This window comes from Streptomyces sp. NPDC001514 (assembly GCF_053597075.1).
The window spans coordinates 1-22,562 of record NZ_JBSFHO010000042.1 but is presented as its reverse complement, the minus strand read 5'-3'; the positions used below and the strand labels follow the sequence as shown (position 1 = coordinate 22,562).

At 68.4% G+C, this 22,562-nt stretch carries 21 protein-coding genes and 2 pseudogenes; 10 read left to right on the top strand and 13 right to left on the bottom strand.

The window, feature by feature from the left end; all coding sequences use genetic code 11:
• Nucleotides 1-68: 68 nt before the first annotated feature.
• Together ACWCXB_RS32420 and ACWCXB_RS32415 are read right to left on the bottom strand one after the other, a co-directional pair.
• Complete coding sequence (locus ACWCXB_RS32420) at nt 69-956, bottom strand: MBL fold metallo-hydrolase (protein ID WP_450727355.1); 888 nt, start codon at nt 954-956, stop codon at nt 69-71.
• A 92-nt stretch (nt 957-1,048) separates the two neighbouring features.
• A complete protein-coding gene (locus tag ACWCXB_RS32415) occupies nt 1,049-2,032 on the bottom strand; it encodes an aldo/keto reductase (protein ID WP_450727354.1) in 984 nt (327 codons plus the stop codon).
• A 93-nt stretch (nt 2,033-2,125) separates the two neighbouring features.
• On the opposite strand from ACWCXB_RS32415, the gene ACWCXB_RS32410 reads away from it, so the two are divergent.
• Together ACWCXB_RS32410 and ACWCXB_RS32405 are read left to right on the top strand one after the other, a co-directional pair.
• Nucleotides 2,126-2,713 (top strand): TetR family transcriptional regulator, encoded by a 588-nt coding sequence (locus tag ACWCXB_RS32410; protein ID WP_450727353.1) that lies wholly within the window; start codon nt 2,126-2,128, stop codon nt 2,711-2,713.
• A gap of 134 nt (nt 2,714-2,847) precedes the next feature.
• Nucleotides 2,848-3,513: an NAD(P)H-binding protein gene (locus tag ACWCXB_RS32405; RefSeq protein WP_450727352.1), complete on the top strand. Its 666-nt coding sequence runs from the start codon at nt 2,848-2,850 to the stop codon at nt 3,511-3,513.
• Between the two features lie 539 nt (nt 3,514-4,052).
• On the opposite strand, the gene ACWCXB_RS32400 is transcribed toward ACWCXB_RS32405, so the two are convergent.
• From ACWCXB_RS32400 to ACWCXB_RS32390, 3 genes are all read right to left on the bottom strand, one after another.
• A complete protein-coding gene (locus tag ACWCXB_RS32400) occupies nt 4,053-4,364 on the bottom strand; it encodes a hypothetical protein (protein ID WP_450727351.1) in 312 nt (103 codons plus the stop codon).
• A 396-nt stretch (nt 4,365-4,760) separates the two neighbouring features.
• Nucleotides 4,761-5,537, bottom strand: coding sequence for an SDR family NAD(P)-dependent oxidoreductase (locus ACWCXB_RS32395; RefSeq protein ID WP_450727350.1), 777 nt, complete (start codon nt 5,535-5,537; stop codon nt 4,761-4,763).
• 43 nt (nt 5,538-5,580) lie between these two features.
• Entirely contained in the window at nt 5,581-6,531 is a 951-nt protein-coding gene (locus ACWCXB_RS32390) for an SDR family NAD(P)-dependent oxidoreductase (RefSeq protein ID WP_450727349.1), read from the bottom strand.
• A 300-nt stretch (nt 6,532-6,831) separates the two neighbouring features.
• On the opposite strand from ACWCXB_RS32390, the gene ACWCXB_RS32385 reads away from it, so the two are divergent.
• Together ACWCXB_RS32385 and ACWCXB_RS32380 are read left to right on the top strand one after the other, a co-directional pair.
• Nucleotides 6,832-7,404 (top strand): TetR/AcrR family transcriptional regulator, encoded by a 573-nt coding sequence (locus ACWCXB_RS32385; RefSeq protein ID WP_450727348.1) that lies wholly within the window; start codon nt 6,832-6,834, stop codon nt 7,402-7,404.
• 858 nt (nt 7,405-8,262) lie between these two features.
• Nucleotides 8,263-10,632, top strand: a complete 2,370-nt coding sequence (locus ACWCXB_RS32380) for a SpoIIE family protein phosphatase (RefSeq protein ID WP_450727347.1) — start codon at nt 8,263-8,265, stop codon at nt 10,630-10,632.
• Between the two features lie 108 nt (nt 10,633-10,740).
• Here ACWCXB_RS32380 and ACWCXB_RS32375 read toward each other — a convergent pair whose 3' ends face one another.
• Nucleotides 10,741-11,496 (bottom strand): hypothetical protein, encoded by a 756-nt coding sequence (locus ACWCXB_RS32375; RefSeq protein ID WP_450727346.1) that lies wholly within the window; start codon nt 11,494-11,496, stop codon nt 10,741-10,743.
• Nucleotides 11,497-11,819: 323 nt separating this feature from the next.
• Between ACWCXB_RS32375 and ACWCXB_RS32370 the strand changes: the two are divergent.
• Nucleotides 11,820-12,026 (top strand): annotated as a pseudogene (locus ACWCXB_RS32370) (DoxX family protein); the annotation flags it as partial.
• Nucleotides 12,027-12,079: 53 nt separating this feature from the next.
• Here ACWCXB_RS32370 and ACWCXB_RS32365 read toward each other — a convergent pair.
• The 3 genes from ACWCXB_RS32365 to ACWCXB_RS32355 all read right to left on the bottom strand — a co-directional run bounded on the left by ACWCXB_RS32365 (nt 12,080) and on the right by ACWCXB_RS32355 (nt 13,756).
• Nucleotides 12,080-12,694 carry a hypothetical protein gene (locus tag ACWCXB_RS32365; protein WP_450727345.1) on the bottom strand — a complete coding sequence of 205 codons (615 nt, stop codon included), beginning with the start codon at nt 12,692-12,694 and terminating at the stop codon, nt 12,080-12,082.
• Nucleotides 12,691-12,888, bottom strand: a complete 198-nt coding sequence (locus tag ACWCXB_RS32360) for a DUF7224 domain-containing protein (RefSeq protein WP_450727418.1) — start codon at nt 12,886-12,888, stop codon at nt 12,691-12,693. Before ACWCXB_RS32360 ends, ACWCXB_RS32365 begins: the two co-directional genes overlap by 4 nt.
• Nucleotides 12,889-13,048: 160 nt before the next feature.
• Nucleotides 13,049-13,756: a hypothetical protein gene (locus tag ACWCXB_RS32355; RefSeq protein WP_450727344.1), complete on the bottom strand. Its 708-nt coding sequence runs from the start codon at nt 13,754-13,756 to the stop codon at nt 13,049-13,051.
• Between the two features lie 240 nt (nt 13,757-13,996).
• Between ACWCXB_RS32355 and ACWCXB_RS32350 the strand changes: the two genes are divergently transcribed.
• Nucleotides 13,997-14,413 carry a hypothetical protein gene (locus tag ACWCXB_RS32350; RefSeq protein WP_450727343.1) on the top strand — a complete coding sequence of 139 codons (417 nt, stop codon included), beginning with the start codon at nt 13,997-13,999 and terminating at the stop codon, nt 14,411-14,413.
• A gap of 68 nt (nt 14,414-14,481) precedes the next feature.
• Nucleotides 14,482-16,869: an ATP-binding protein gene (locus ACWCXB_RS32345; protein ID WP_450727342.1), complete on the top strand. Its 2,388-nt coding sequence runs from the start codon at nt 14,482-14,484 to the stop codon at nt 16,867-16,869.
• Between the two features lie 87 nt (nt 16,870-16,956).
• Here the strand turns inward: ACWCXB_RS32345 and ACWCXB_RS32340 are convergent, their stop codons facing one another.
• The 3 genes and pseudogenes from ACWCXB_RS32340 to ACWCXB_RS32330 all read right to left on the bottom strand — a co-directional run.
• Nucleotides 16,957-17,238 carry a hypothetical protein gene (locus ACWCXB_RS32340; protein WP_450727341.1) on the bottom strand — a complete coding sequence of 94 codons (282 nt, stop codon included), beginning with the start codon at nt 17,236-17,238 and terminating at the stop codon, nt 16,957-16,959.
• A gap of 182 nt (nt 17,239-17,420) precedes the next feature.
• Complete coding sequence (locus tag ACWCXB_RS32335; RefSeq protein ID WP_450727340.1) at nt 17,421-19,283, bottom strand: VanW family protein; 1,863 nt, start codon at nt 19,281-19,283, stop codon at nt 17,421-17,423.
• Between the two features lie 246 nt (nt 19,284-19,529).
• Nucleotides 19,530-19,890 (bottom strand): annotated as a pseudogene (locus ACWCXB_RS32330) (SpoIIE family protein phosphatase); the annotation flags it as partial.
• Nucleotides 19,891-20,096: 206 nt separating this feature from the next.
• Here ACWCXB_RS32330 and ACWCXB_RS32325 point away from each other — a divergent pair.
• The 3 genes from ACWCXB_RS32325 to ACWCXB_RS32315 all read left to right on the top strand — a co-directional run bounded on the left by ACWCXB_RS32325 (nt 20,097) and on the right by ACWCXB_RS32315 (nt 21,664).
• On the top strand, nt 20,097-20,288 hold the full coding sequence (locus tag ACWCXB_RS32325; RefSeq protein WP_450727339.1) for a hypothetical protein: 192 nt from the start codon (nt 20,097-20,099) through the stop codon (nt 20,286-20,288).
• Between the two features lie 216 nt (nt 20,289-20,504).
• Nucleotides 20,505-20,870 carry a hypothetical protein gene (locus tag ACWCXB_RS32320; protein ID WP_450727338.1) on the top strand — a complete coding sequence of 122 codons (366 nt, stop codon included), beginning with the start codon at nt 20,505-20,507 and terminating at the stop codon, nt 20,868-20,870.
• Between the two features lie 299 nt (nt 20,871-21,169).
• On the top strand, nt 21,170-21,664 hold the full coding sequence (locus ACWCXB_RS32315) for a hypothetical protein (protein WP_450727337.1): 495 nt from the start codon (nt 21,170-21,172) through the stop codon (nt 21,662-21,664).
• A gap of 16 nt (nt 21,665-21,680) precedes the next feature.
• On the opposite strand, the gene ACWCXB_RS32310 is transcribed toward ACWCXB_RS32315, so the two are convergent.
• A partial coding sequence (locus ACWCXB_RS32310) for an RNA-guided endonuclease InsQ/TnpB family protein (RefSeq protein WP_450727336.1) occupies nt 21,681-22,562 on the bottom strand: 882 nt, incomplete at its 5' end.

The following is a 22,562-nucleotide window of genomic DNA, read 5'->3' as shown; positions in this document are numbered from 1 at the left end:
CGGGCTGTTGGGGATTTTGAGGGCCGGGTGCGGTCGGGCCGCACCCGGAGCGGGCAGGTCCGGTCGGGTCACCGGGCGTTCGGCGAGCCGCCAACAGGAGCCCAGGCGTAGGCGTCGCCCACCGATGTGACACGGCCGAACACATCGTCCGTGAAATGCCCGGCGGCAATCACGGTGTCCGGCCGTGCCAGCACGCGGTCGCGCACCGCTCGGGCCTGGTCCGGAGCGACGTCGGAGGAGAACACCAAGGCGGGGTCGCCGACCTGGGCCGGGGAGTGAAGGATGTCTCCCACGATGCAGACCGATTCGCTGCTGGTGCCCGACGGGTCGCGCACGACGATCGCCAGGTGCCCGGGAGTGTGCCCGGGTGTCGCCTCGACGGTCACGCCGGGTGCAATGCTGTCGCCGCTCTTGACGAACTCGACGACTCCGTCGAGTGGCTTGAGTACCGCTTCGGTGTCCGGCCCGCCCATCTCACCTGTCCGCGTCGACCAGTACTGCCACTCGTCCTGCGACATCAGGTGGCGTGCCCGGGCGAAGGTGAGGCCGGTGGGCGCGTCCGTGGCGGCCGCGTTCGGGAGCGGCGCGACATCGCTTGTCCAGCCGACATGGTCGAGGTGCAGATGGGTGTACACCACCGTGTCGATGTCATCGGCAGACAGCCCTTCTGCGGCGAGGTTCTGCAGAAGTGAACCGCCCTTGAGCTGAGCGACACCGGGCACATCCACGTCGATCTTCCCAACGGCCAGGTCCACGAGGATCCTCTGGTCCCCGGCGCGGATCAGGAAGGAGCCGAACGAGAGCACGAGCTGCCCGTCTTCGAGGTAGCCGGGGTGCGTCGTCCAGTCCACGCCGGGGAACAGGACGTCGGGGTTGTGCGCGCCGAAGCCGTCGGGGAGGTAGGTAACCGTCGTGTCGCCGATGGAGATTCGGGACCGCTGGGCTGGCTGAGGCATAGGGGGACCTTTCAAAGCGTAGGGGCTTGATGCTGTGTGGGGGCTAGGTGTTCTCGCCCCGCGATGGGATCCGGTAAGGCGCCGGCTGGGTCTCAGCCGTTGAGTGTGCCCATCAGCTCGGGTGCGTAGCGGTCGCCGGTGACGACACCGTGCGGGGCGACCGCCTCGATGGCGGCGATGTCCTCCGCGTTGAGGGTCACCTCGGTCGCGGCGATGTTCTCCTCGAGGTAGCGGCGGCGCTTGGTGCCCGGGATCGCGACGGCGCCCTGGTGCTGGACCCAGGCGAGTGCCAGCTGGGAGGGGGTGACGTCCTTGGCGGAGGCGATGCGGCGGACCTCGCGGACGACGTCGAGGTTGCGGTCGAAGTTCTCGCCCTGGAAGCGGGGGTCGGTCCGACGCCAGTCGCCCTCGGCGAAGTCGTCGGGGCTGGTGATCGCGCCGGACAGGAAGCCGCGCCCCAGCGGGGAGTAGGCGACCAGGCCGATCCCCAGTTCCCGCAGGGTGTCGAGCACTCCGTTGTGTTCGATGTCGCGCTCGAAGAGCGAGTACTCCGTCTGCACGGCGGTGAGCGGGTGCACGGCATGGGCACGCCGGATCGTCTGCGCGGACGCCTCACACACGCCGATGTGACGGACCTTGCCCTCGGCCACCAGCTCGGCCAGCGCGCCGACGGTGTCCTCGATCGGCACATTCGGGTCGATGCGATGCAGGTAGTACAGGTCGACGTGATCGGTGCCCAGGTGCCGCAGCGAGCGTTCGAGCGCCCGGCGGACATACTCCGGCCGGCTGTTGAGACCGAGCACCTGCCCGTCGTCGGTGATTTCCACACCAGTCTTGGTGGCCACAACTGCAGCCTCCCGGCGCCCGGCCAGCGCCTTGCCCAGGAGCCGCTCGTTCAAGAACGGACCGTAGCTCTCGGCGGTGTCCAGCAAGGTGACACCCAGCTCCAGCGCCCGGTCGATGGTGGCCAGCGACTCGCCCTCGTCGGTGGCGCCGTAGAAGACGCTCATACCCATACAGCCGAGACCCTGCACACCGACGTTCAGACCCTGACTGCCCAGTGCGCGGTGTTCCATGAGGTTCCCTTCGTAACTAACCAGATAGATACAACGTAATCTCGGGAGTCGCGGATGTCAATAACTGGTTAGTTACTTGGTAGAGTGGTGGCCATGACACGCGACTCCAATGCCACCAAGACCCGGCTGCTCGACGCTGCCTTCACCGAATTTGCCGCCTACGGCATCGCCGGCGCTCGGGTGGACCGGATCGCCGAGGCCGCAGGGGCGAACAAGCGGCTGATCTACGTCTACTTCGGCAATAAGGAACAGTTGTTCGATGAGGTGTTGCAGCGGGCAGTGATGGCGGGCGCCGAGTCGGTGCCCTTCGATGTCAAGGATCTGCCCGGATACGCCGGCGCGATCTTCGACCACCTCGTCGCCCGGCCGGACCTCATGCGCCTACGCCTATGGAAGCTCCTGGAACGCCCCTCCACCGCCGGACCCGAGCCGGACGCCTTCCGGCGCAAGACCGCCGAGGTAGCCGAGGCACAGCAGCTCGGTGACCTCGCCCCGGAGATACAGCCCGCCGACCTCCTGACCATGGTGCTCGCCGTGGCCCAGGCGTGGTTCTGGGCCGCCGAAGGCATCGACACGAAAGAGGGAGTCCCGCCCTGGTCGGCGGAACGGCTGGCTCTGCACCGGTCGGCGGTCGTCGAGGCCGCCCGCCGGCTCATCGAACCCAAGAAGGCCGAAGGCTGACGGCCGGCACCCCGCCGAAACCCTGGAAGCCCAGCCCCTTCGTATGGGCGCGAACTCGATTTCGCTCTGCCCACCAGGCCGACCCGGCACCCGCCGGCAATCCAGCAGAGCCACAACCAGGAAGGAGTATCAACGTGAAAGTAGTTCTCTTCGGCGCATCAGGCATGGTTGGACAAGGGGCGCTCCGCGCATGCCTGGAGGACCCAGAGGTGACCGAAGTCGTCGCCGTCGTCCGACGGCCACTCGGCCGCAACGCCCAGAAGGTTCGTGAAGTGGTTCACGCGGATTTCACGAACCTCGACCCGATAGCAGCGGACCTGGCAGAAGCCGACGCGTGCTTCTACTGCTTGGGAGTATCCGCAGCAGGACGCAGCAAGACGGAGTACGAGAAGATCACATACACCTACGCCGTGGAAGCCGCACGGGTGGTGGCTGCCAACAGTCCGCACCTGACGTTCGTGTTCGTATCGGGAGAAGGAACCGACAGCACGGAACAAGGGCGCGCGTTCTGGGCCCGGGTGAAGGGCCAGACGGAGAATGCTCTGATGGCCATGGACATGCACACCTACGCCTTCCGCCCCGCGTGGATCCAGCCCGTGAACGGAGAGATCTCTCGCACGAGCTGGTATCGACTGCTCTACCGGCTCATGTCCGTGCTCTATCCACTCCTGCGCCGCGTCGCACCTCGATACGTGACGAGCACCGAGCATCTCGGGCGCGCGATGATCGCAGCTGCCCGATTGGACGGTGCCGGACCCCGCATCCTGCGCTCGCAGCAGATCACCCAACTCGGCGCATAGAGCCGAACTCTCGGCAGCATCGACCCAACCCTGCCCTGAAGGACAGCAGCGTCGCACAACCTCAAGGGAGGAGATCGACGAAACGCTCACCAAAGCGGCGGAGGTTGGCAGACTGCAGGCTGGCTGCGGTCTGCCAACCGGCTCCGAAGGTCCGAGCCAGACGAGTTGGCCCTGTGCTCGTCGCCTGCAGTACCCGGTACGAGGAACCGTTCTGGCGCGTAGACGAGTCGGGCCGAGTGCTGGTCCGTCAGACGGAGGGTCTGCCGATGGTCTACGTCATCTGGCTCCACCGGCAGTGCGGGCCCGTTCACTTGCGGGTGCGATGAGGCGTCGCAGCGTCCGGTCCGGTCGGCCCCCAGGCGTGGACTTGGAGCGGCGAGCCGGCCGTACGGTTCAGCCGGGTGGGGTTGTTGGTGGCCGAGGCCGGTCCAGGTGCCGAAGGGGCCGGGCCGCTCCGGCGGGTGCCGAGTCGGAGGGCGCCTCCCTTGAGGCGATGCGGGCCGCGGATCATCGGGACTGGCCCGCGAGTTGGGCGAGGTTCAGGCCGCGTGGCCTGTCGGGTGGAGAGGGGTGACCACTTCGACCAGGCCGTCGGCGCCAGCTCGGCCGTGCAGCTCCTCCGGGTGCAGGCCATGGGCGCGGATGGTGTCGGCGAAGTGCTCGATGTCCTTGCGCATCAGGCCCTGCAGGTGCGGGGCGATCTCGGGGGTGATGGTGGTGCCGAGCGAGCTCAGGGAGGCACTACCGCCACTGCTGTCGGATATCACGTCGAGCAGGGCCGGAATGTCCACGTCGAGCCCACGGGCGAGACGGACCAGGTCGAAGGCGTTCTTCAGGTTAGACATCGTCATGGCGTTGTTTCAGCAGCTTGGTCAGCTGCCCGCTGCCGCCCGGTCCCCTGCGGCTGACGCGGCGGGAGAAGGCGTGAAGACGGGCGCGCACCGTGCGTAGGCGGCCTCGTCGCCGCCGACGAACGTGGTCAGGGTGCGTGGCCCCGGGCCGCCGCCGCTGAGCAGCGCAATCGCCCTGCCGGGCGCACCTGACGCCCACGCCAGCAGAAGGCAGCCGACGCCAAGCGGCGCCGCGGTGTCGACCAAGCCCCGTGAGCCATGCGTTTCGTAAGCGGTCACGTTCCACCGGGCGGCAGCCGCCTCCACAGCCGTCACCGGTCGGCCTGGCCCGAGCGGCATTCCGGTGGGGCCCTGGCTTACCGACGCCTCTGACCATGGAGGACTCGCTATGCCGCTTTAGAACTGGAGGGGAATGCGGTACCCGGCATCCAGCCGTGGGCTGGAGGCGTTGGCGTAGCCGTTCTCCACCAGGTGGGCGGCGAACGCGGCGAATTCCTCGGGCGTGCCCAGGCGGAGGGGGCCCGCGAAGTTCTGGATCTGCTGTGCGACGGCCGCCTCGTCGATGATGTCGCCGGCACTCGGTGTGTCGAAGCCGCCGGCCACGATCGTGTTGACCCTGATGCCACGGCCGGCGAACTCGCGAGCCGCGGGGAGCGTCATCCCCACGAGCGCGGCTTTGGTCGCCGAGTATCCGACCATGCCGACCGTACCGTCCTCGGCGGCGGCGGACGAGGTGTTGATGATGACCCCTCGCTCGCCGTCCGCGTCGGGCTCGTTCTTGAGCATGGCCGCGGCGGCCTGGCTCATGACGTTGAAGGTGCCCACGACGTTCGTGGTGAACAGTCGGATGAAGCCGGCCGGGTCGGTCGGCTTCCCGTCGGCCGTGGTCAGCGAGATCGCGTCGATGTAGCCCGCGGTGTTGATGTCGATGTCGATCCTGCCGAACCGGTCCAGGGTCGCCTGGACGGCGGCGGCCACCTGGTCGGGGTCGGCGATGTCGGTGCCGAGGCCGACGGCATTGTCGCCGATCTCGGCGGCGAGCTTCTCGGCGAGTTCGCGGCGGCGTCCGAGGAGGACGACGTTGGCTCCGCGCTCGGCGAAGTAGCGGGCCACGCCCAAGCCCAGTCCGGACGTGGCCCCCGCGATCAGAGCGGTCTTCCCTTGGATGTTCATGGCGGTGAGGGTTCCTCCGTCACTTTCTTCGGGGTGGTGTGTGTTACGCCTGGAGCATCTTGGTCCCGAGGTCCCACAGCTGCTCGGCGCTGCCCTCGTCGAGCGCGTGAGGGAGCACCCCGGTGGTGGCGGTGGGGGGGAGCTCGGCGTGGACCACGGCCTCGTTGCAGTCCTCGAAGTAGCGGCCGGTGACGCCCTCGAGCAGCGGGGACGCGGCCACCAGCACCGAGGTGGCGGCGCCCTCCTCGACAGTCTTCCAGTTGAAGTCGGCGAAGGCCGCCTCGATCTCCGGCGTCATGTTGCCCTCCTGGTGGCGCTGGAGGCCGGTGCGGATGCCACCGGGCATGACGGCGTTGGCGGTGATGCCGTCGTCGGCCCAGCGCTTGCCCGCCCCCACCGCCAGCAGCGAGTTGGCGGTCTTGGACTGGCCGTAGGCGGCCCACTCCTCATAGGGGCGGCGCTCGAAGTTGATGTCCTCGAAGACGACCGGGGAGAAGAGGTGGCCGATGGAGGTGAGGGAGACGATGCGCGCACCGCCGGCGGCCGCGAGCGCGTCGTGGAGCCCGAGGGCCAGGTTGAAGTGACCGAGGTAGTTGGTGGCGAACTGCAGCTCCCAGCCCTCGGGCGTGCGGTGCAGCTCGGGCAGCGCCATGATCCCGGCGTTGTTGACCAGGATGTGCAGCGGGCCCTGCCAGGCGTCGGTGAAGGACGCGACCGAGGCCCGGTCCGCCAGCTGAAGCGGCGCCGCCGCCACCTTGGGGTTGCCGGTGGCGGCCGTGATCTCCTCGGCGACGCGGCGGCCGGCCTCGACGTTGCGGACGGCGAGAGTGACATCCGCACCGGCACTGGCCAGGGCACGCGCCGTCTCCACGCCGATGCCGGAGGTGGCGCCGGTGACGATGGCTCGCTTGCCGGTCAGGTCGACGCCATCGATGACCTCGCTCGCCGTGCTGTGGAAGCCGAAGGGCGTAGTGAGGCGCTCGTGCGTGTTCATGTGCGGGCTCCGTTCATATCGGCGCTCCCCATCGATTCCTGGCCGTTGCCGCGGTAGGGGGAGACTCTCGTTATCCGGAATCCGTTCCGGTAATGGGAACAGTATCCGGAATGCATTCCGGTTGCAAGGGGGCTCAGCGAGGAGGGCCACCCGCCGCGGCGATCGTGGGCTCGAGGGGGTCGCGCTCCGAGTGGATCTATCTGTGTCGCGGAGAGTGCTGTCCAGGCTCCTCCCTGAGTGGTCCCCCGTGACCTCTATGTATGATGTAAGTGGAATGGATTCCGCTTCTTGGGGGTGGCTGTGACCGGGACAACGCAGCGCAGGCCGCGCTCGGATGGGCAACGCAATCGCGCGCGGCTCCTTGAGGCGGCGCTGCGCCTGTTCGTAGAGCGGGGCCCGGATGTCCCTTTCACTGAGATCGCCAAAGAAGCCGGTGTCGGTGTCGGCACCGTCTACCGCCACTTCCCGGCACGCGAAGACCTCATCGAGGCGGCATACCGTTCGGAATTGGACGCCGTGTGTGCTGCAGCCGAAGAGCTGCTCGACCAGATGCCGCCCCACGATGCCCTGCGTATCTGGATGGATCGATTCGTCGACTACATGGCCACCAAGATGGGTCTGACAGATGCAATCCGGGCCGTGGTAGCCGCAGGCGGGGACCCGTTCGCGCAAAGCCGCGAGCGACTCGATGACGCGGTCGGCACGCTGCTTGCGGCGACTGCCGCAGCAGGAGTCACACGCCCTGAGGTCGACCCGGATGACGTCGTGGTATCACTCAGCGGCACCGCCATGGTCGCGGGCGTACTCGAGGATCGCGAACAGGTAGGTCGGGTGCTCGACCTCCTGTATCAAGGGCTCCGTTCCGGATCATAAGCAGCGACGCCATCAGCTGGAGAGTCTCCAGATCTCCGGGGCGCCCTTGGGCCCCAGCAGCCCCCAGACACCGTGGTGGGAGATGGCGCCCGCCGACCTCCTGACCACGGTTCTCGCTGTGGCCCAGGCATGGTTCTGGGCCAACGAAGGCGCCAGCGCAGAGGAAGACCAGTCCTTGTCGCCAGAGCGTCCGGCCGAGCACCGCTCGGCAGTCGTCGAGACTGCCCGCCGACTCACAGCCAAAAACCGCCGAGGAGCAGCTCCACGAGAGGCACTGACACAGGGTGCTCCTCGGCGGCTGCCGCCATGTCTCATCGCTGGATTCTGCGCGGGACGCGGCAGTTACTTCTGTGGCTCGTCCCGGATGAACTGCCGTCTCCGGTCGAGTCATCACCGTACGAGCCGGAGCAGTTGGCGGCGACCGGCGGGCCGGCCCAGGCAGGACCACCTGCTGCCGGAGCCGGACTTCGACTGGTGCATGCCGTGCCAGCGCCGCCTGCACCATGAGACCGGGCGACATGCACTGATCAGCTTCTCCCGCGGGGCGGCCCCGAAGTTGGCCACGCCCGGTCGCTGGTGCGCAACCGCACAGCACCGCGCCACGGCCTCACCCGCGGGCAGGCGCATCCCGTTCACGTCGTACACGGCGGACACTCGCAACGGCGTCCCCCAGCCTGGCCGGCGCGGTTGTCACTGCTGCCGATCAGCGGCCCCGAACCATGTCCGGCCGTGACGACGCCCTACGCTCCGTAAGTCGCCACCCGGCTGCCAACCCCCTCCCACCGTCCTGCGGACGCCCACGGACCGGCGGTACATTGGGCGAAGTGGGGGTCGTGCATCACTGATACCGGAACGACGATGAGTCGCTTCAGTTCAATCCCATCGGTATCGGCTGACAGCGCAGCCGTCGTTCTCGACGCTGATATGCGGTGCATCGGCTGGAGTCTGGAAGCCGAGGCATTGTTCGGCTACCCCGCTGCTGAGGTCCTGGGCCAGCCCGCCGAGCTGTTCCTGGCCCCCGGCCCGACGGCCGCCGCCCCATTCACCGCCGGTGACCTGTCCCAGACGCCCATGATTCGCTCGGTGCGCCACCGCAGCGGGCAGCAATTGTCCCTGGCGATGAGCGCCTGCCCGCTCTCCCACCGTGTGGCCGGGGCAGCGTGGCTGGTCACGACGACCGACGTGGAGCTCTTGCACCGACAGTCCGTGGAGCAGGCCATGGTCCGCGGCATTCACAGCCAGTCGCCTCTCCTCCTGACCGTCTTCGACACCGATGCCAGGATCCGCTGGTTCAACAGCGCCGTAGAGCGGCAGTACGGAATGACGGTGGCTGAGTGCACCGGCCATTACGTGAGCGACATCGCTCAAGAAGGCAGACTTTTCAGCGAAGACGACCGGAAGCCGACGGCGATAGAGGAGATCGTCAAACAGGTCGCGCGGACCGGGGAACCGGTCATCGATCTTCGCTATGAGGCCCAGACGCGCCTGGTCCCCCCGCGCAAGGCAGTGTGGTCCTGTTCGTTCTTCCAGTTGCAGGACACCAGCGGTGAACCCCTCGGGGTATGCGAGACCAGCGTGAACGTCACCGACCGTTTCGTGGCTCAGCAGCGCCTGGCCCTGCTGAGCCGGGCCAGCGGCAGCATCGGCACGACCCTGGACATCCAACGCACGGCGGATGACCTGGCGGAACTCATGGTGCCCGAATTCGCAGACACAGCCACCGTGCACCTGCTGGAACCGGTACTCGGCGGGTACGAACCCGAGTCGGTCCGCGGTAACGGAGCCTCCCCTGCACTGCACCGGGTAGCACGCCGGCCGCACACGGCCACCGTCAGCAACAGCGACGGGGCCGCCGCCCTCGCCGCCAGGCAAAGGCACTGCCTGACCGATGGCGTGCCGGTCGTCCATCCGGCCACCGGTACGCTCGTCGTCCCGATGCGGGCCCGTGGCCCCGTCCTGGGAGTTGCCACCTTTGCGCGGCATCCATCACGCGACCCGTTCGACACAGGGGAGATCGCGCTCGCCGAGGAACTGGTGTCGCGAACCGCGGTCTGCGTGGACAACGCCCGTCGGTACACCCTCGAGCACGCAACTGCGTTGATGTTGCAGCGTGACCTGCTTCCTCGCGCCCTGCCCCAGCCTCCTGGCATCGAGGTCGCATACGGGTACCTGCCCGCAGCGGGCCCAGTCGGCGTCGGAGGGGACTGGTACGACCTGATCCCACTCTCGGGAACACGCATGGGACTGGTGGTCGGAGACGTCGTGGGGCACGGCATGCGGGCGGCCGCAACCATGGGGCGCCTTCGCACAACAGTCGCCGCACTGGCGGCACTCGATCTCGCTCCGGAGGAGTTGCTTGCCCGCCTGGACAACCTCGTAGCTCGCGTCGATATCCCACAGCCGACCAACCACGAGGATGAAGACCAAGCGCTGGGCGTGACCTGCCTGTACGCAATCTACGATCCGATCTCGCGGCACTGCGTCATGGCTCGTGCAGGCCACGTCCCTCCGGTGCTCGCCACTGCCGACGGGAATGCCAGACTGGTGGATCTTCCCGCGGGACCACCGCTGGGTCTGGGCGGTCTGCCCTTCGAAAGCGCCGACATCGAATTGCCCAAGGGCAGCATGCTCGCCTTGTTCACCGACGGGCTCGTCGAGAACCGCAAAGACGATATCGGCGTCGGAATCCGCGCTCTCTGCGACGCGCTCTCACGGCCCGTGCATGGCCCGCTGGACGAGACCTGCGACGCCGTCATCCGCACGCTGTTGCCCCAGCCGCCCGAGGACGACGCGGCCCTGTTGTTGGTCCGTGTCGATGCCCTGGCCGAGGACCTGGTGGCGACATGGGGCATTCCCCCTGAAGCCGCGGAGGTCGCCCGGGCCCGGTCGCTGGCGTGCGACCAGTTGGCGAAGTGGGGTGTTGACGAGGAGATCTGCTTCGTCGTCGAGCTCGTCGTCAGCGAACTGGTCACCAATGCGATTCGGTATGGCGGCGCCCCGGTCCGGCTGCGACTCATCCGGATGGGCAACCTCATCGTCGAAGTCTCGGACGGCGGCCTCAGCTCCCCTCATCTGCGGCAGGCGAAGACGGAAGACGAGGGAGGCCGGGGCCTGCTCTTGGTGGCGCAGTTGACACAGCGCTGGGGGACTCGCTATTCACCGCCCGGCAAGACAATCTGGACCGAGATCGCCGTAAACGGCGGCGAAGCCGGGCACGCTCCCTGCTGACACACTCCTTGTGAGACAGTCAGGATGTGTGTGGATTGATCCGCACCTGGTGAGGCGATCGGCGATGTCGTAGGCGCAGGGGGCAGCAGTCGCTGCAGTTGTCGACGTTCAAGTTTTTCGGCTCTGTCGAGGATCTTGTGATGCGAGTGTGCCGCGGGGCGGGCTGGCCTTGGTTTGCTGGCGGCCTGTTGCGGTGGGCCGGAGGAGCTCCTGGGCTGAGCACTCGGAATCCGGATCTTCCATCAGGCAGAGATTGAAGCCCTGTTCGTCCCGGTGTACCTGAGCCGACAGCAGGCAGGTCTTCTCTTGGTCGTCGAATCTGAGGGCGACGGCGTCACCGCGGGTGAAGGCATGGTCAGCATGGCTTGTGCCCCTGTCGTCTGGAGGGCTGAAGAAGGCCCACTGCCCTGCGATGGAGTCGGGGCAGGAGGTGCCTCCCAGAATGGCCTCGTGCAGCTTTGTCCCGGTCATCTGCCGGTCGGTGTCCAGGGTGAGACGGGCTCCGGCCTCATTCGTCCAACTGCCGACGAGTGCGGCCCCCTCTATGGAAGGTGCCTCCCCGCCGGAATCGGTGCAGGCGGCACAGGCCCCTATCAGCACGGCCGCCAGAAACATGGCTCGCTTCACGACAGTCGCCACCGCGTCCAGGTCCCGCCTGAGGCCGTTGACCAGGGAGTGCAGGGCGGGCAGCTCGTCGGCGAGGACCCGGTCCATCCAGGCGGACAGTTCGTCGCCGTGCAGGTCGTGCATCATCTGGGCGAAGTCTCGGACATGCCGTGCGGCGGCGTCGAGGTGCGGACAGGCGGTGCGGATCTGCTTGAGCTCGGCCGCGTCGGCCTCGGCCAAGCGGTTCGGGTGGGTCATGATCCAGCGGACGACACGCCGCGGCTTCGGGGTCGGTCGCAGCTCGGGCGGAGGTGCGGGCGGGTTCCGTGGCTTGGGACTGTGCGGCTTCTTGAAGGGGCGGAAGTAGCGGCGGACGCACTGGATGTCGCCGGTGAAGCCGCGCTCGCGCAGTTCACGGTGGAGCTGGGGAATGTCATGACAGCCCTCACGCCAGCGTTGGTGCAGATAAGACGGTGTCCTACGTGGTGAGGCGGACGTACCGCTTGTAGCAGCAGATGGCTGCGGCGAGGCCGAGAAAGACACCTCAGGCGCTCAACGTGTCAAGCTGCGGGCTCCGTGACCTGGGCCTCGGACTCATAGTGGGCCTGTTGACCCCGATCGCCCTGGCGGGTGGACTCCTGCTCAACCTGATCTATCTCGTGCCGATGATCCACGACTGGGCTGAGCAGGGGCAGAACCTCATGATGGCGCTGATCTCGCTCGTAGCCATCTTCGCCATGAGCTGGCAGGCCTGGTCACTCGACCATGCTCTGAAGCTGTTCCCCTAACCCTCTCGTCTCAGGCGCGGAAGGCCCTGACCGACTGGCCTTTGCGGAGCCCATCAGGAGCTCCAGAATCGTCGGCGCAGTCGTGCCAGGGCACCGTGTTTCTGTGCGGAGGCGAACGCTGCGCCCACGATTAGCAACCCGACAGCTGTTGCTGCCGCGGCTGAGGATTGAGCCGGCTGCAAGATCCATGCCCATCTTTCGGGCTGGCCACCGCGTTGCCAGCCCGTGGCCGCGCAGAGCAGGGGAAGTGCGGTGGTCAGGACCGCGGCGATGCGGGGACCGAGGAATGCCGTCAGCAGCAGGGCGCATCCGATGTAGCCGGTGAGGTTGCGCCCGAGGACGAACGTGATGTCGTTTGCTGAGATGAGGTGCAGGAGCCCAGCGGCGGTTGCGCCTGCCGCAGCTGTGGCCAGTCCCAGTGTCGCGTCCCATCCGGGCATGGTGCGGCAGGCGACGCTTTCGATCCCGGTGTCGGTGCGTCCCATGCCATACATGAGCATGACGGCGGGCAGGACGGTGAGCAGGTGCCCTACGAGGAAGGTGCCTGACTGTCCGGTGAGCACCGGGATGGGTAGTTCCGCTTCGCCGGCGAGGAGTCCACCAAGCATGGTGAGGCAGACGGTGGCGAGAAGGCCGACCGCGCCGCGGGCGCGCAGCCACCAGATCACCGGGCCCCCCTGACGCTGAGCGCGGGCTTGGTCGTGCACGACTGGATGGCGCCGAGGTTGGTCTCGTACCAGGCCTGTTGCAGGTGCTTCGGCTGCTGGGTGACTGTGCGCGCCAACATGGCCGCCTCCGGAGTCATCTGGCCGGAGACAATGTCACTGGACACACCCGCCGTCAGCATCAGCCAGGCGGCCAGCGCCTCGGAACCGAGGCTGAGGGTGCGGGTGGTGACGTAGCTGTCGTGCTGGGCGACAGCCTGTCCTGCGACGTTGCGAGTTCAGAGCTCCCCTTCGTCGACAGGAATGAAGAGGATGCAGGAGCCCTTGTCGCCGGAACGCGAGGCGCGGGCTTGAGGTTCACTCGTGCAGGAGATCGAGCTGCTCGGTGACCTGCTTCCAACCCACAGCATCCGCTTGGGCACGAACCCGCAGATCAGCAGCCATACGGCCCAGCTCGGCGCACCCTGCCGCCCTGACCAGCGCAAGGTCCTCGCGCTGCCGCTGCAACTCGACGCCCGGCCCCGGAAGCTGAGGATCGTGCTGACTCGCAGCGATCGCAGCTGTCTGCAGGCAACGAAGGGCCCCGTCCCAGGGCCCACCAGTGCAGGCACCGGCTGCCTCCGACACCGCCGTCATGGCGTCGAGGTGCATCATCACTGCACCCTGGGGCTCCGCCTCCTCCAGGAATTCGTCCAGGTCAGCGGCTCCGCCATCAGGATGCTCGTCGTCTTCGCCGGCACTGTCCTGTGCGAGCGGCTTGTACGAGTGGAACAGATCAGTCAGCGACAGCCTCAAGTACTCGCCGGACCAGTCTGCCAATTGATCGGCACGTTCCCGCAGCCGAGTCGATGACGATCCGTCCCCGGCGGGGGCGTTGGCCCAGCACCCCTGGAGCAGATCCTTGACCGCTTCGGATCCCGAACTGCCATGGCGCCGGAATCGCTCATCGTCCAGGCATCCAGAGATGCGCTCAGCTGCTGCCAGGCCCACCAAGGCCGCTGCCTGAGGATCGAGAACGCCAAGCGCTACCTGCCACTCGTGAAAATCCCAGTTCTGCATGCCCATCCCCAGCTCGGCCCCGTCCCCGGCATCCTGCCAGTGCGGCCCATCAGGAGCGTCGGGAGGTTCGGAAAAGAACAGGCACTGATCTTGAGTTTTGACCTCTGTCCGTTCCGACGCAGTGTGTCGGAGGGCATGAGGGAGACTCGTGGTGTGCCGGTCACCGGATCGGTGTACCGAGCAGTTCCACGCCGGCCCCCGCACACCTACAGTTGTTCCCACAAGCTCGCTGTAGGGGGTGGGGCGATGGACCCGATCGTTTTAGCGGCAGGTACGGCTCTGATCGGTGCAATGGCCACCGACGGGTGGCTGCAGGCTCGCACCGCGATGGTGGCGCTGTGGCGGCGGGTTCGTCCTGATCAGGCCGACGCCGTAGGAAGCGAACTGGAATCGGTCCGTACGCAGGTCGTGGCCGCTGTTGACCGCGCTGATGAGGACACCGTACGGGCCCTGGCCGGCGTGTGGCACCTGCGTCTGCAGCAACTCCTGGGCGAATGCCCCGGCTTGGTCGCCGAACTGCAGCGGCTGCTGGAAGAGCATCTCGTCCCCGCCCTGCCGCCCGATGAGCAGAGCCGGGCCCGGTCAGTGCTGTTGAAGGCAGAGGCTCACGACAATGCCCGGGTTTTCATGGCCGCGCGTGATCAACACATCACAGGGTCGTGAGCATTCGGCCGGAGGAGTCCGGCCCTCCACGGGTCCACATGGAGGGGCACGCCCACGATGGCTCCCAGATGTATCTGGCCGCCGGGGACATCCACTACCACGCCCCGCATCCTTCGCCGAAACCGCCTGCTGCCGTCAGGGCTCTGCCCCCAGACGTAGCTGAGTTCACCGGCCGTAGCGCGGAGCTGGCTCAGCTCATCGAAGTCGATGTCCGAGCCCGGGTCCTGGCCGTCTACGCAGTCGACGGCATGGCCGGGGTAGGCAAGACCGCCCTCGTGACCAGGGCCGCCCACCTGCTGGAGCACCACTTTCCCGACGGGCAGGTGTTCGTCCGGCTGCACGCTCACACGCCGGGCCGGCAACCGGTCGACCCGTCCGAGATCCTCGCCGACCTCCTCACGAACAGCGGGATTCCCCCGCAGCTCATCCCCGTCAGCCTGGATGCCCGGGCTGCCATGTGGCGCGACCGCCTGGCGGACAGGAAAGTCCTGCTGATACTGGACGACGCGGCCAGCAGAAGTCAGATCGAGCCCCTGCTGCCGGCGTCCAAGGATGCGCGGGTACTCATCACCAGTCGCCGCCTGCTCGCCCTCCCGGGCGCCACGTTGCTGCCCCTTGGGATCCTGCCGCCCGAGCAGGCGGCCCAGCTGTTCGTTCGTCTTTCCCGCCGCTCCCCCACCGCATCTGAGGCCGACGCGGTCGGCGACATCGTCAGCCACTGCGGCTACCTGCCCCTGGCCATCACGCTGCTTGCTGCACGCCTGGCGCACCGCCAGAAGTGCAGCATCTCCCAGTTCGCAGCCGAATTCGCGGAATTCGCCGAGGCCCAGGACCGGCTCGAAGCATTCGAAGCGGAGGAATTACCCGTAGCCACAGCGTTCGCCCTCTCCTACCGGGACCTGACCGCCGATCAGAAGCATCTCTTCCGCCGCATTGGCCTGCATCCCGGATCTGACATCGACGCCTACGCCGCAGCCGCCCTCGACAACATCCTTCTCGGCTCAGCCCGCCGGCAGCTGAGCGCTCTGTACACCTACCGGCTACTCGACGAGCCCGCACCCGGCCGCTACCGCATGCACGACCTCGTCCGTGAATACGCACGCAACCTCGCGGCGCAGGATCATGCCGAAGACTGCCAAAGCGCCACCGACCGACTCCTGACCCACTTCTGCCAAGCTGCCGAATCCGCCAACCGCCACCTCGGCCGCCGGCCTCGCCCCGGGGCCCCTGCCCTGAGCACACGCCCGCCTGCAGCACCGGCACTGGCTACCCGGGACGACGCCCTGGCCTGGATGCGGACCGAGCGCTCCAACCTCATCGCCTGTATCCATCACGCCGGTGTCAGCAACCGGCATTCACATGTGGTCCAACTCACGGGTGCCATGGCCGCCTTCCTCCATCAGGAAGGACCCTGGCCCGAGGCTGCCGTCCTCCACCGCAATGCCGCTGTCGCCGCCCACCACAATGCCGACCTGCTCGGCGAGGCGAACTCCCTCTTCGACTTTGCCGTTGCCCAGCACCTGACCGGCGACTACCGCTCAGCCACCGAGGCGTTGGAACGGGCTCTCACGCTCTACCGCACCCGCTCTCCCCTGGGCGAGGCCGGCGCCCTCAGCGAGCTGGGCACGGTGCGGCGCCTGACGCGCGATCATGAAGTGGCGCAGCAACTGCAGGAACAAGCACTGGTGATCTACCGCAACTGCAGCGACCGTCAAGGAGAGGCCGACACGCTCCAAGAGCTCGGCCGCCTGCGTTTCCAGACCGGAGACCATCGCGCGCTGGCAGATCTGATGAGCGAGGCACTGGAGATCTATCACCTCGTCGGCGACCACCGCGGCGAGGCCAGGGCCTTCCACGGCCTGGGGGCAGCCGAGTACCAGAAAGGGAACCATGCCGCAGCGAGCACGCTCTTCCAGCAGGCTCTGGAACTCTCCCGTGCCTTCGGCTTCCGTCTCATCGAGGCCAATACACTCTTCGACCTGAGCCACGTGCGGTACCGGACAGGCGATTCTCCAGCAGCAATCGAGCTCCTGGAACGCGCGGTGGAGCTGTACCGTGACCTCGGTTTCACTCTTGGTGAGGCCAATGCCGCATACGACCTGGGCATTTTGCACCACCTGACCGACGAGTACCCGACGGCAGTCGCACTCCTGGAACGCGCGGTGAAGCTCTACCGCAAGCTTGGTTCGGGCATTGTCGAGTGCAATGCCCTGTATGACGTGGGCCGGCTGCGGTACCGGATCGGTGACCGCGCCGGGGCAGTCGCGGCTTTGGAAGAAGCACTTACGCAGTACCGGGACCTGGGCCACACCGAATGGGAGGCGGAGGTGCGCAGCGCGATGGGGACGCTGCTGGCACAGCCCGCTGGGCCGCACATGGCGCGTGCTCTGTACGAGCGGGCCGCGCATGCCCCTGCACAGCCCGATGGGTTTCCCGGAAGCGGCCTAGGCAGCTGAGCGGGAAGCAGGGGCCGCTGAAAGTGACGTTGTCGAACGCCTCGTCGCCGACGTCTTGCATGGGATCGGTTAGCTGATCAGAGACGCTCAGACGGGGAATGTGAGGATGGTGCCGCCTCCCGCCTTGACCGCCTCCACGGCCGCCTGGTGCACGGCCCTGCCGGTGGCCTCGTCGGCCGCGGGTACGGGGCTGCCCTGCATGGCGTACCACTCGGTTGCGCCGGTGTGCTGCACGGTCACCTGGGCCAGGCCGTCGATCCAGGCGGTGTGCACCGTCAGGTCTCCCGTGATCGGCCCTCCCTCGGTGGTCATCACGCCGCCCGAGCCGGCGATGATTCCCTGGGTGGTCCATGTCGCCCAGGTGTCCACGGCGCCTCCCCAAAAGTGCCTCATATCGAGCAATATCGGTGGGTTCTGCTCATCCTCCCCGGATTTCCGGCCGAACGCCCGACGGCGCGCTCGTCTCCGGCGTGGCGCCGGGGAGGCGAGCGGCGCGGGCGGGCACGGCACCCCTCGGGGGGAGCGGGCCGCGCGCGGGCGCGGCGTGCGGGTCAGCTCGGGCCGGGGCTGTTGCTCGGGGCCGGCGCGGGCGCGGCGTCCGGCCGGTCCGACGCCGCGGCCGGGGCCGATGCGGATGCCGATGCTGGCGGCGATGCGGGGGCCGACGCCGCTGCGGGGGCGGTCTCCTGCGGGGTGCAGGTGACTTTGTCGCGGGGGGTGTAGTGGGTGGTGTAGTTCTCGCGCCCGACTTCCTTGCCGTCCTGGACGAAGATGCGGCCCACCGCGACGTCGAAGCCTTCGAGCGGGGGCTGGACCTCGCAGGTGGGGCCGCTGCCGGTGCGGGTGGACGGCTGCGTGACGTTGGTCCGCGGGCCCTTGGTCGCGCGTATCTCGTCGTACTTCTTGGTGCCGAGGAAGGTGATGGTCACCGAGGTGTCGGTCGATTCGGCCCGGATGTAGAGGGCGTGGTCGAGGGTGTTGGTCCAGCGCAGGTCGAGGGTGCCCCAGGCGACGGTGGCTTCGCGGCCTTCGGGATAGCGCTCGATGTAGAAGGAGTGGGCGCCGTACTCCACGGGTTTGACGCCCGCGAAGAACATGGCGTTGAACATGGTGGTGGCGACGGCGGAGACGCCGCCGCCGGGAGACTTCTGGTACTGCCCGTTGTTGATCATGATGCCGTCGACGAAGCCGTTCTCCTTGGTGCGCTCGCCGACGGTCTTGTTGAAGCTCCACTCCTGTCCGGGCAGGACGACGGAGCCGTTGATGAGCTCGACGGCGCGGCCGACGTTGGTGCTGCGGTAGGGGGCGGCCGGGAAGTTGACGGTGAAGGAGGAGACCTTCTCCCTGATGCCGAGCTGCTGTATGCGCCGGCCGGTGAGCTGCGGCTGGATGGCGGTGGTGGCGATCGGGCCGGTGCGGGCCGTGGCGCCGGTGCGGGTCAGCAGGGGCCGCACCGCGTCGCCGAGTGCCTTCTCGGTGATCCGGTGCCCGGTGCGGTCCTGACCGGCCACCACGACGCGGCCGCTTTCGTCGAGCCGGAGCTCGGCGTCCCTGGGGACCGGTGCGACGTGGGCGAGCTGGCGGGCGACGGCGGGGTCGGCGAGCAGGCCCTTGGTGTCGAGGGCAGGTGCAAGGCGGCCCTGGCTGTCGGGCTTCATCGTCAGATGACTGCCGAGGGTGGCGGGGCCGATGGATATGCGGGTGCCGGCGAGGGTGAGGGTGAGGGGGCCGGAGAGGGCGGGCCGGGCGAATTCGTTCATGGCCCGCTCCACCTCTCCCTGACCGATCCGTGGCGGGGTCCGCTTGACCGGGAGCACGACGGGGCTGGCGCCGGTGGTGGTGCGGGGGTAGGCCTCGCGCAGGGTGTGCACGGCCTGGTCGGTGTGCAGGGCGATGCCGGCGTTGGGGGCGTGGGCCTTGGCTGTGCCGTTCTCGAACGAGATCGCCCCGTCGCGGACCGGCTGCCCGGCGGCCGCGCCGATGCGGGCGAGCGCGGCCCGGGTCCGGGTCTCGTCCATGCGGATCACCGGCTGGACGTCCTGGCCGTCGGGGGCGAAGAGGCGGCCGATCGCGGTGAGCGGACCGGATCCTTCGCGCGCGGCACGGCCGGCGGTCGCGGCCGTGTCGAGGGACAGCCCGAGCGCGGCGGGATCGGCCTTCTCGGTCCGGTCCCCGATCTTCATCGCGACCGGCGCCGCGAAGGCCGGAGCGAGCGTACGGTCGAGGACCTGCTGGGCCTCGGTGCGGCTCATGCCGCCGATGTCGACCCCGCGCACCCGGGTGCCCTCGGGGATGTCGGCGGCCGCCAGCCCTGCGGCGTACAGGCCGCCCAGCGAGAACAGGGCGGCCCCGCCCGCGATCGGCAGAACGATCCGCCAAGTACCCGTGCCCGTGATGCGGGGTGCGCGTCGCATGTGTCTCCTAGGGCGCCGACCGGCCGGACAGGCGCTCGGGGGCCGCCAGAAACAGCCCGATGTGCATGGATTCGCACCAAATAATTCGGGAAAACAGGCAAAAAGTGATCAAAGTGTGACTGTTTTCACGGACGGGAGCGCCCTCCGCCCGGCCCCGGGAGCACCCGGTGCGCATGGGGAACCGGGATCCGGGGCATCGCACCGGCACCGCCCGGGAGAGACCCCCGCGGGCCGCAAAAGCGCCCGAAGCGCCTGAAGCGCCGGTGAGTGATCGGGGCCGGTGTGCCGGCGGTCGCGGTCAGCCGCCCCTGAAACTGCTCGATCCGCTCCGGAGGTCCCGCAGCTGCGACTACACCGACCCGCCGGTGCAGAACAGCAGCGTGGCCCCGGCCGGCACGTCGTCGGATTCGACGGCCTCGACGACGTCCACCCCGCCGACGCCGATCGGGGCTCCCGGCGGCACGGGCACCACCTCCGTGCGGCCGCCGAGATGCAGGAGGACCGGCGGCGGGTGGCCGGCGGCGGCGATGGCGATGGCGATGGCGATCCGGTGCGAGACCGGGTCGCGGACGGCGTACAGGCAGGACGCCAGGCGCTCGCCCCCGACAGATCCACACCGCGTGCGCGGCCTTTATCCGCGACGGGCCACCCCGGCCGGCCCTCCGGCCCCTCCCCCGTCCGGCGGCCGGGCGCCGCGCCCGGGCTCGGCGCTGCCGGCGCAGGCGGTCATCCCGGCCGCGACCTCCTCCTCGTCGCGCAGGCGGCGGCTCGCACAGCACCGCCTACGGCGTACACGGCAGCCAGGAGACCACCATGCCGCTGTTCGTTGCGGATGACTTCGTGGACAGTCCGGCGTGCGGGTACGACCGGGCGGCCGTCCGCGACGGGAAGGACCGGCATGACCGGGGCTGCGGCCGTGGTCGGGCGGGAGTGGCCGGCCTGGCGACGGCGATCGGGCTGCGCCGGCAGTCGGCGCAACTCTCCTTTGACTGCTCCTCTCCTTGAAGGGAGGGGCTTGGCTCCTTCGACAGCGAGCGGGGATCTGGTTTCGGGTCGTCGGATCGGTCTGTGCCGGCCCGATGCGACGCGTACGTTGGTGCAGACAGTGCGGACAGGTGGGTGACGGGCCCGGCCGGCACATCGCGGCTGCTTCGCGAGACCCCGGGAGGGTTGAACCGGGCCTGTTCTGAGCCACGGCAGTACAGGGGGAAGGGGAGGCGGGTGGACTGGTTCTGGTGGGTCCTCATCATCTTCTGGACGGGCGGCTTCGCATGGGCGGCCGACAACGTCCGTACGGCGCTCCGCAATCGGCATGAGCGCAAGATGGAGCTGCTGGAGGCCAGGAAACAGGAGCGGTTGGCCGTCGAAGCGGCGCACAAGCCGCCGGAGCCGGTGTGCGGATGTACGCACCATCTCGCCAAGCACGACAAGCAGGGCCGGTGCCGTGAACGAGTCGAGGTGCCGACGGCCTGGGACGAGAACAAGAAGCCGCTGCGGTACGAGGCCGGCCAGTGCAACTGCCAGCAGTATGTGGGGCCGCAGCCTCTGTCGCAGGTGTTCGCTGAGGAGTTGACGGACCGGGCCTGACCCACGTCGGCCCCGTTGCCGGGGCCGACGGCCAATCACGTCCTCCTGCCTGTCGGATTCCTGGAGGGATGAGCCCTCGCCGCGCCCTTACGATCACCGGAACACCGGAGGCCAGCCGTTGCCCTCGATACGTGACTTCGTGACCTGGGAGCCCGTGCTGCGGCTCCTGCGGGCCGCCAATGCGGAAAGCCTTGCCGCCCCCGGGCGGCTACGTGGCGGGACGCATCGGCCCGCACTCGTGGAGTCTGCCGGTGCCGCCGCGGCTCCCGCGGCCCGGACGAGCCCTCCAGGTCGCGGACATGCAGGACGAGTTCGATGCGGTAGGGCGGGTGCAGAGCGCGCTCGCGGACGCCGCCGCCGACGGCATCTCGTTCGCCGCGGAGATCTCGCCGAGCGGGCGGACCGCGCTCCACCTGCTCGGTCCCGGCCCCGCCGTGGAGGCCGGCATCGGTCCGCACCCGGGTTCGCTCGTCCTGGTCGAGGATGCCGTCCCCGAGCCCTGGCGCCGCTTGCCCGATCCGGTGCCCGGGGCGGTGCCGGCCCCGTCAGCGGATTTGGCGCTGCTGGAGCGGACGCTGCGCAAGCGGATCCCCGGGGCCATCGGCGCCACCGAGGCGGAGATCGCCGCCGCGGAAGCGCGCCTCGGCGTCGCGTTGCCCGACGAGCCCAAGGTGCTCTACCGGGTGACGCGGGCCCGCTGGGAAGACCCGGGCGACCACTACGAGGCAGCGGAGCGCGTCATCAAGGCGGTCGGCTTCGAGCTCTTCTCACTGGGTGACTCCTCCCCCAGCTAAAGCCGGGGGCTTCTCGCTAAGCCTGGTTGGCGTCGCGACGGACCAGCCCGGCCCGTAGAACGTTCAGGGCGCCCACCGTGTCCGCGTGCGCGCTGTGGCCGCACGAGAGGCAGTGGAACTTCTCCTGAGTGGGCCGGTTCTCCTTGGCGGTGTGCCCGCATTCGGGGCACCGCCGGGAGGTGTTGCGGGGTTCCACGGCCATCACTTCACGTCCGGCGCTTTCAGCCTTGGCGTTCAGGATCGTCAGGAACACCCCCCATCCGGCATCAGCGATCGAACGGTTCAGCCCTGCCTTGGCGGCGGCCCCGTTGGGCAGGAACGTGCCCGGCTGGTCGGGGTCGGGCTTGGGTGCGGGGGTGGCGCTCATGTTGCGGATCTTGAGGTCTTCGTGCGCGATGAAGTCGTGTTCGCGTACGAGGACAAGAGCGGTCTTGTGCGCGTGGTCCAGGCGCTTACGGCGGACCTTGCGGTGCAGGGTGGCCACCTTGGCCACGGCCTTGCGGCGGCGCTTCGAACCGCGCTTGCACCGGGAGAGGGCTTGTTGTGCGGCTTCGAGTTTCGCGGCTGCCTTACGGGCGTGGCGCGGGTTGGCGACGCGCTGACCGTTGGATGTGGTGAGGAACGAGGCTATGCCCATGTCGATGCCGACCACGCTGCCGGTCGGGGGCAGCGGCTCGGGCTCGGCCAGCTCAGCGGTCAGCACCACGTGCCAGCGCTTGCCCTCACGCTTGACGCTGACCGTCTTGACCTTGCCGACCACGGCACGATGCTGGTGCACCCGGACGTGCCCGACGCCCTGGAGACGGACGCGGGTAACGGGGTCGTTGGGGGTGGAGTCCCACCGGCAGCCGTCACCGTCCCTGGGGAACTCCACCGTGTCGAACCGGCCCACCCCACG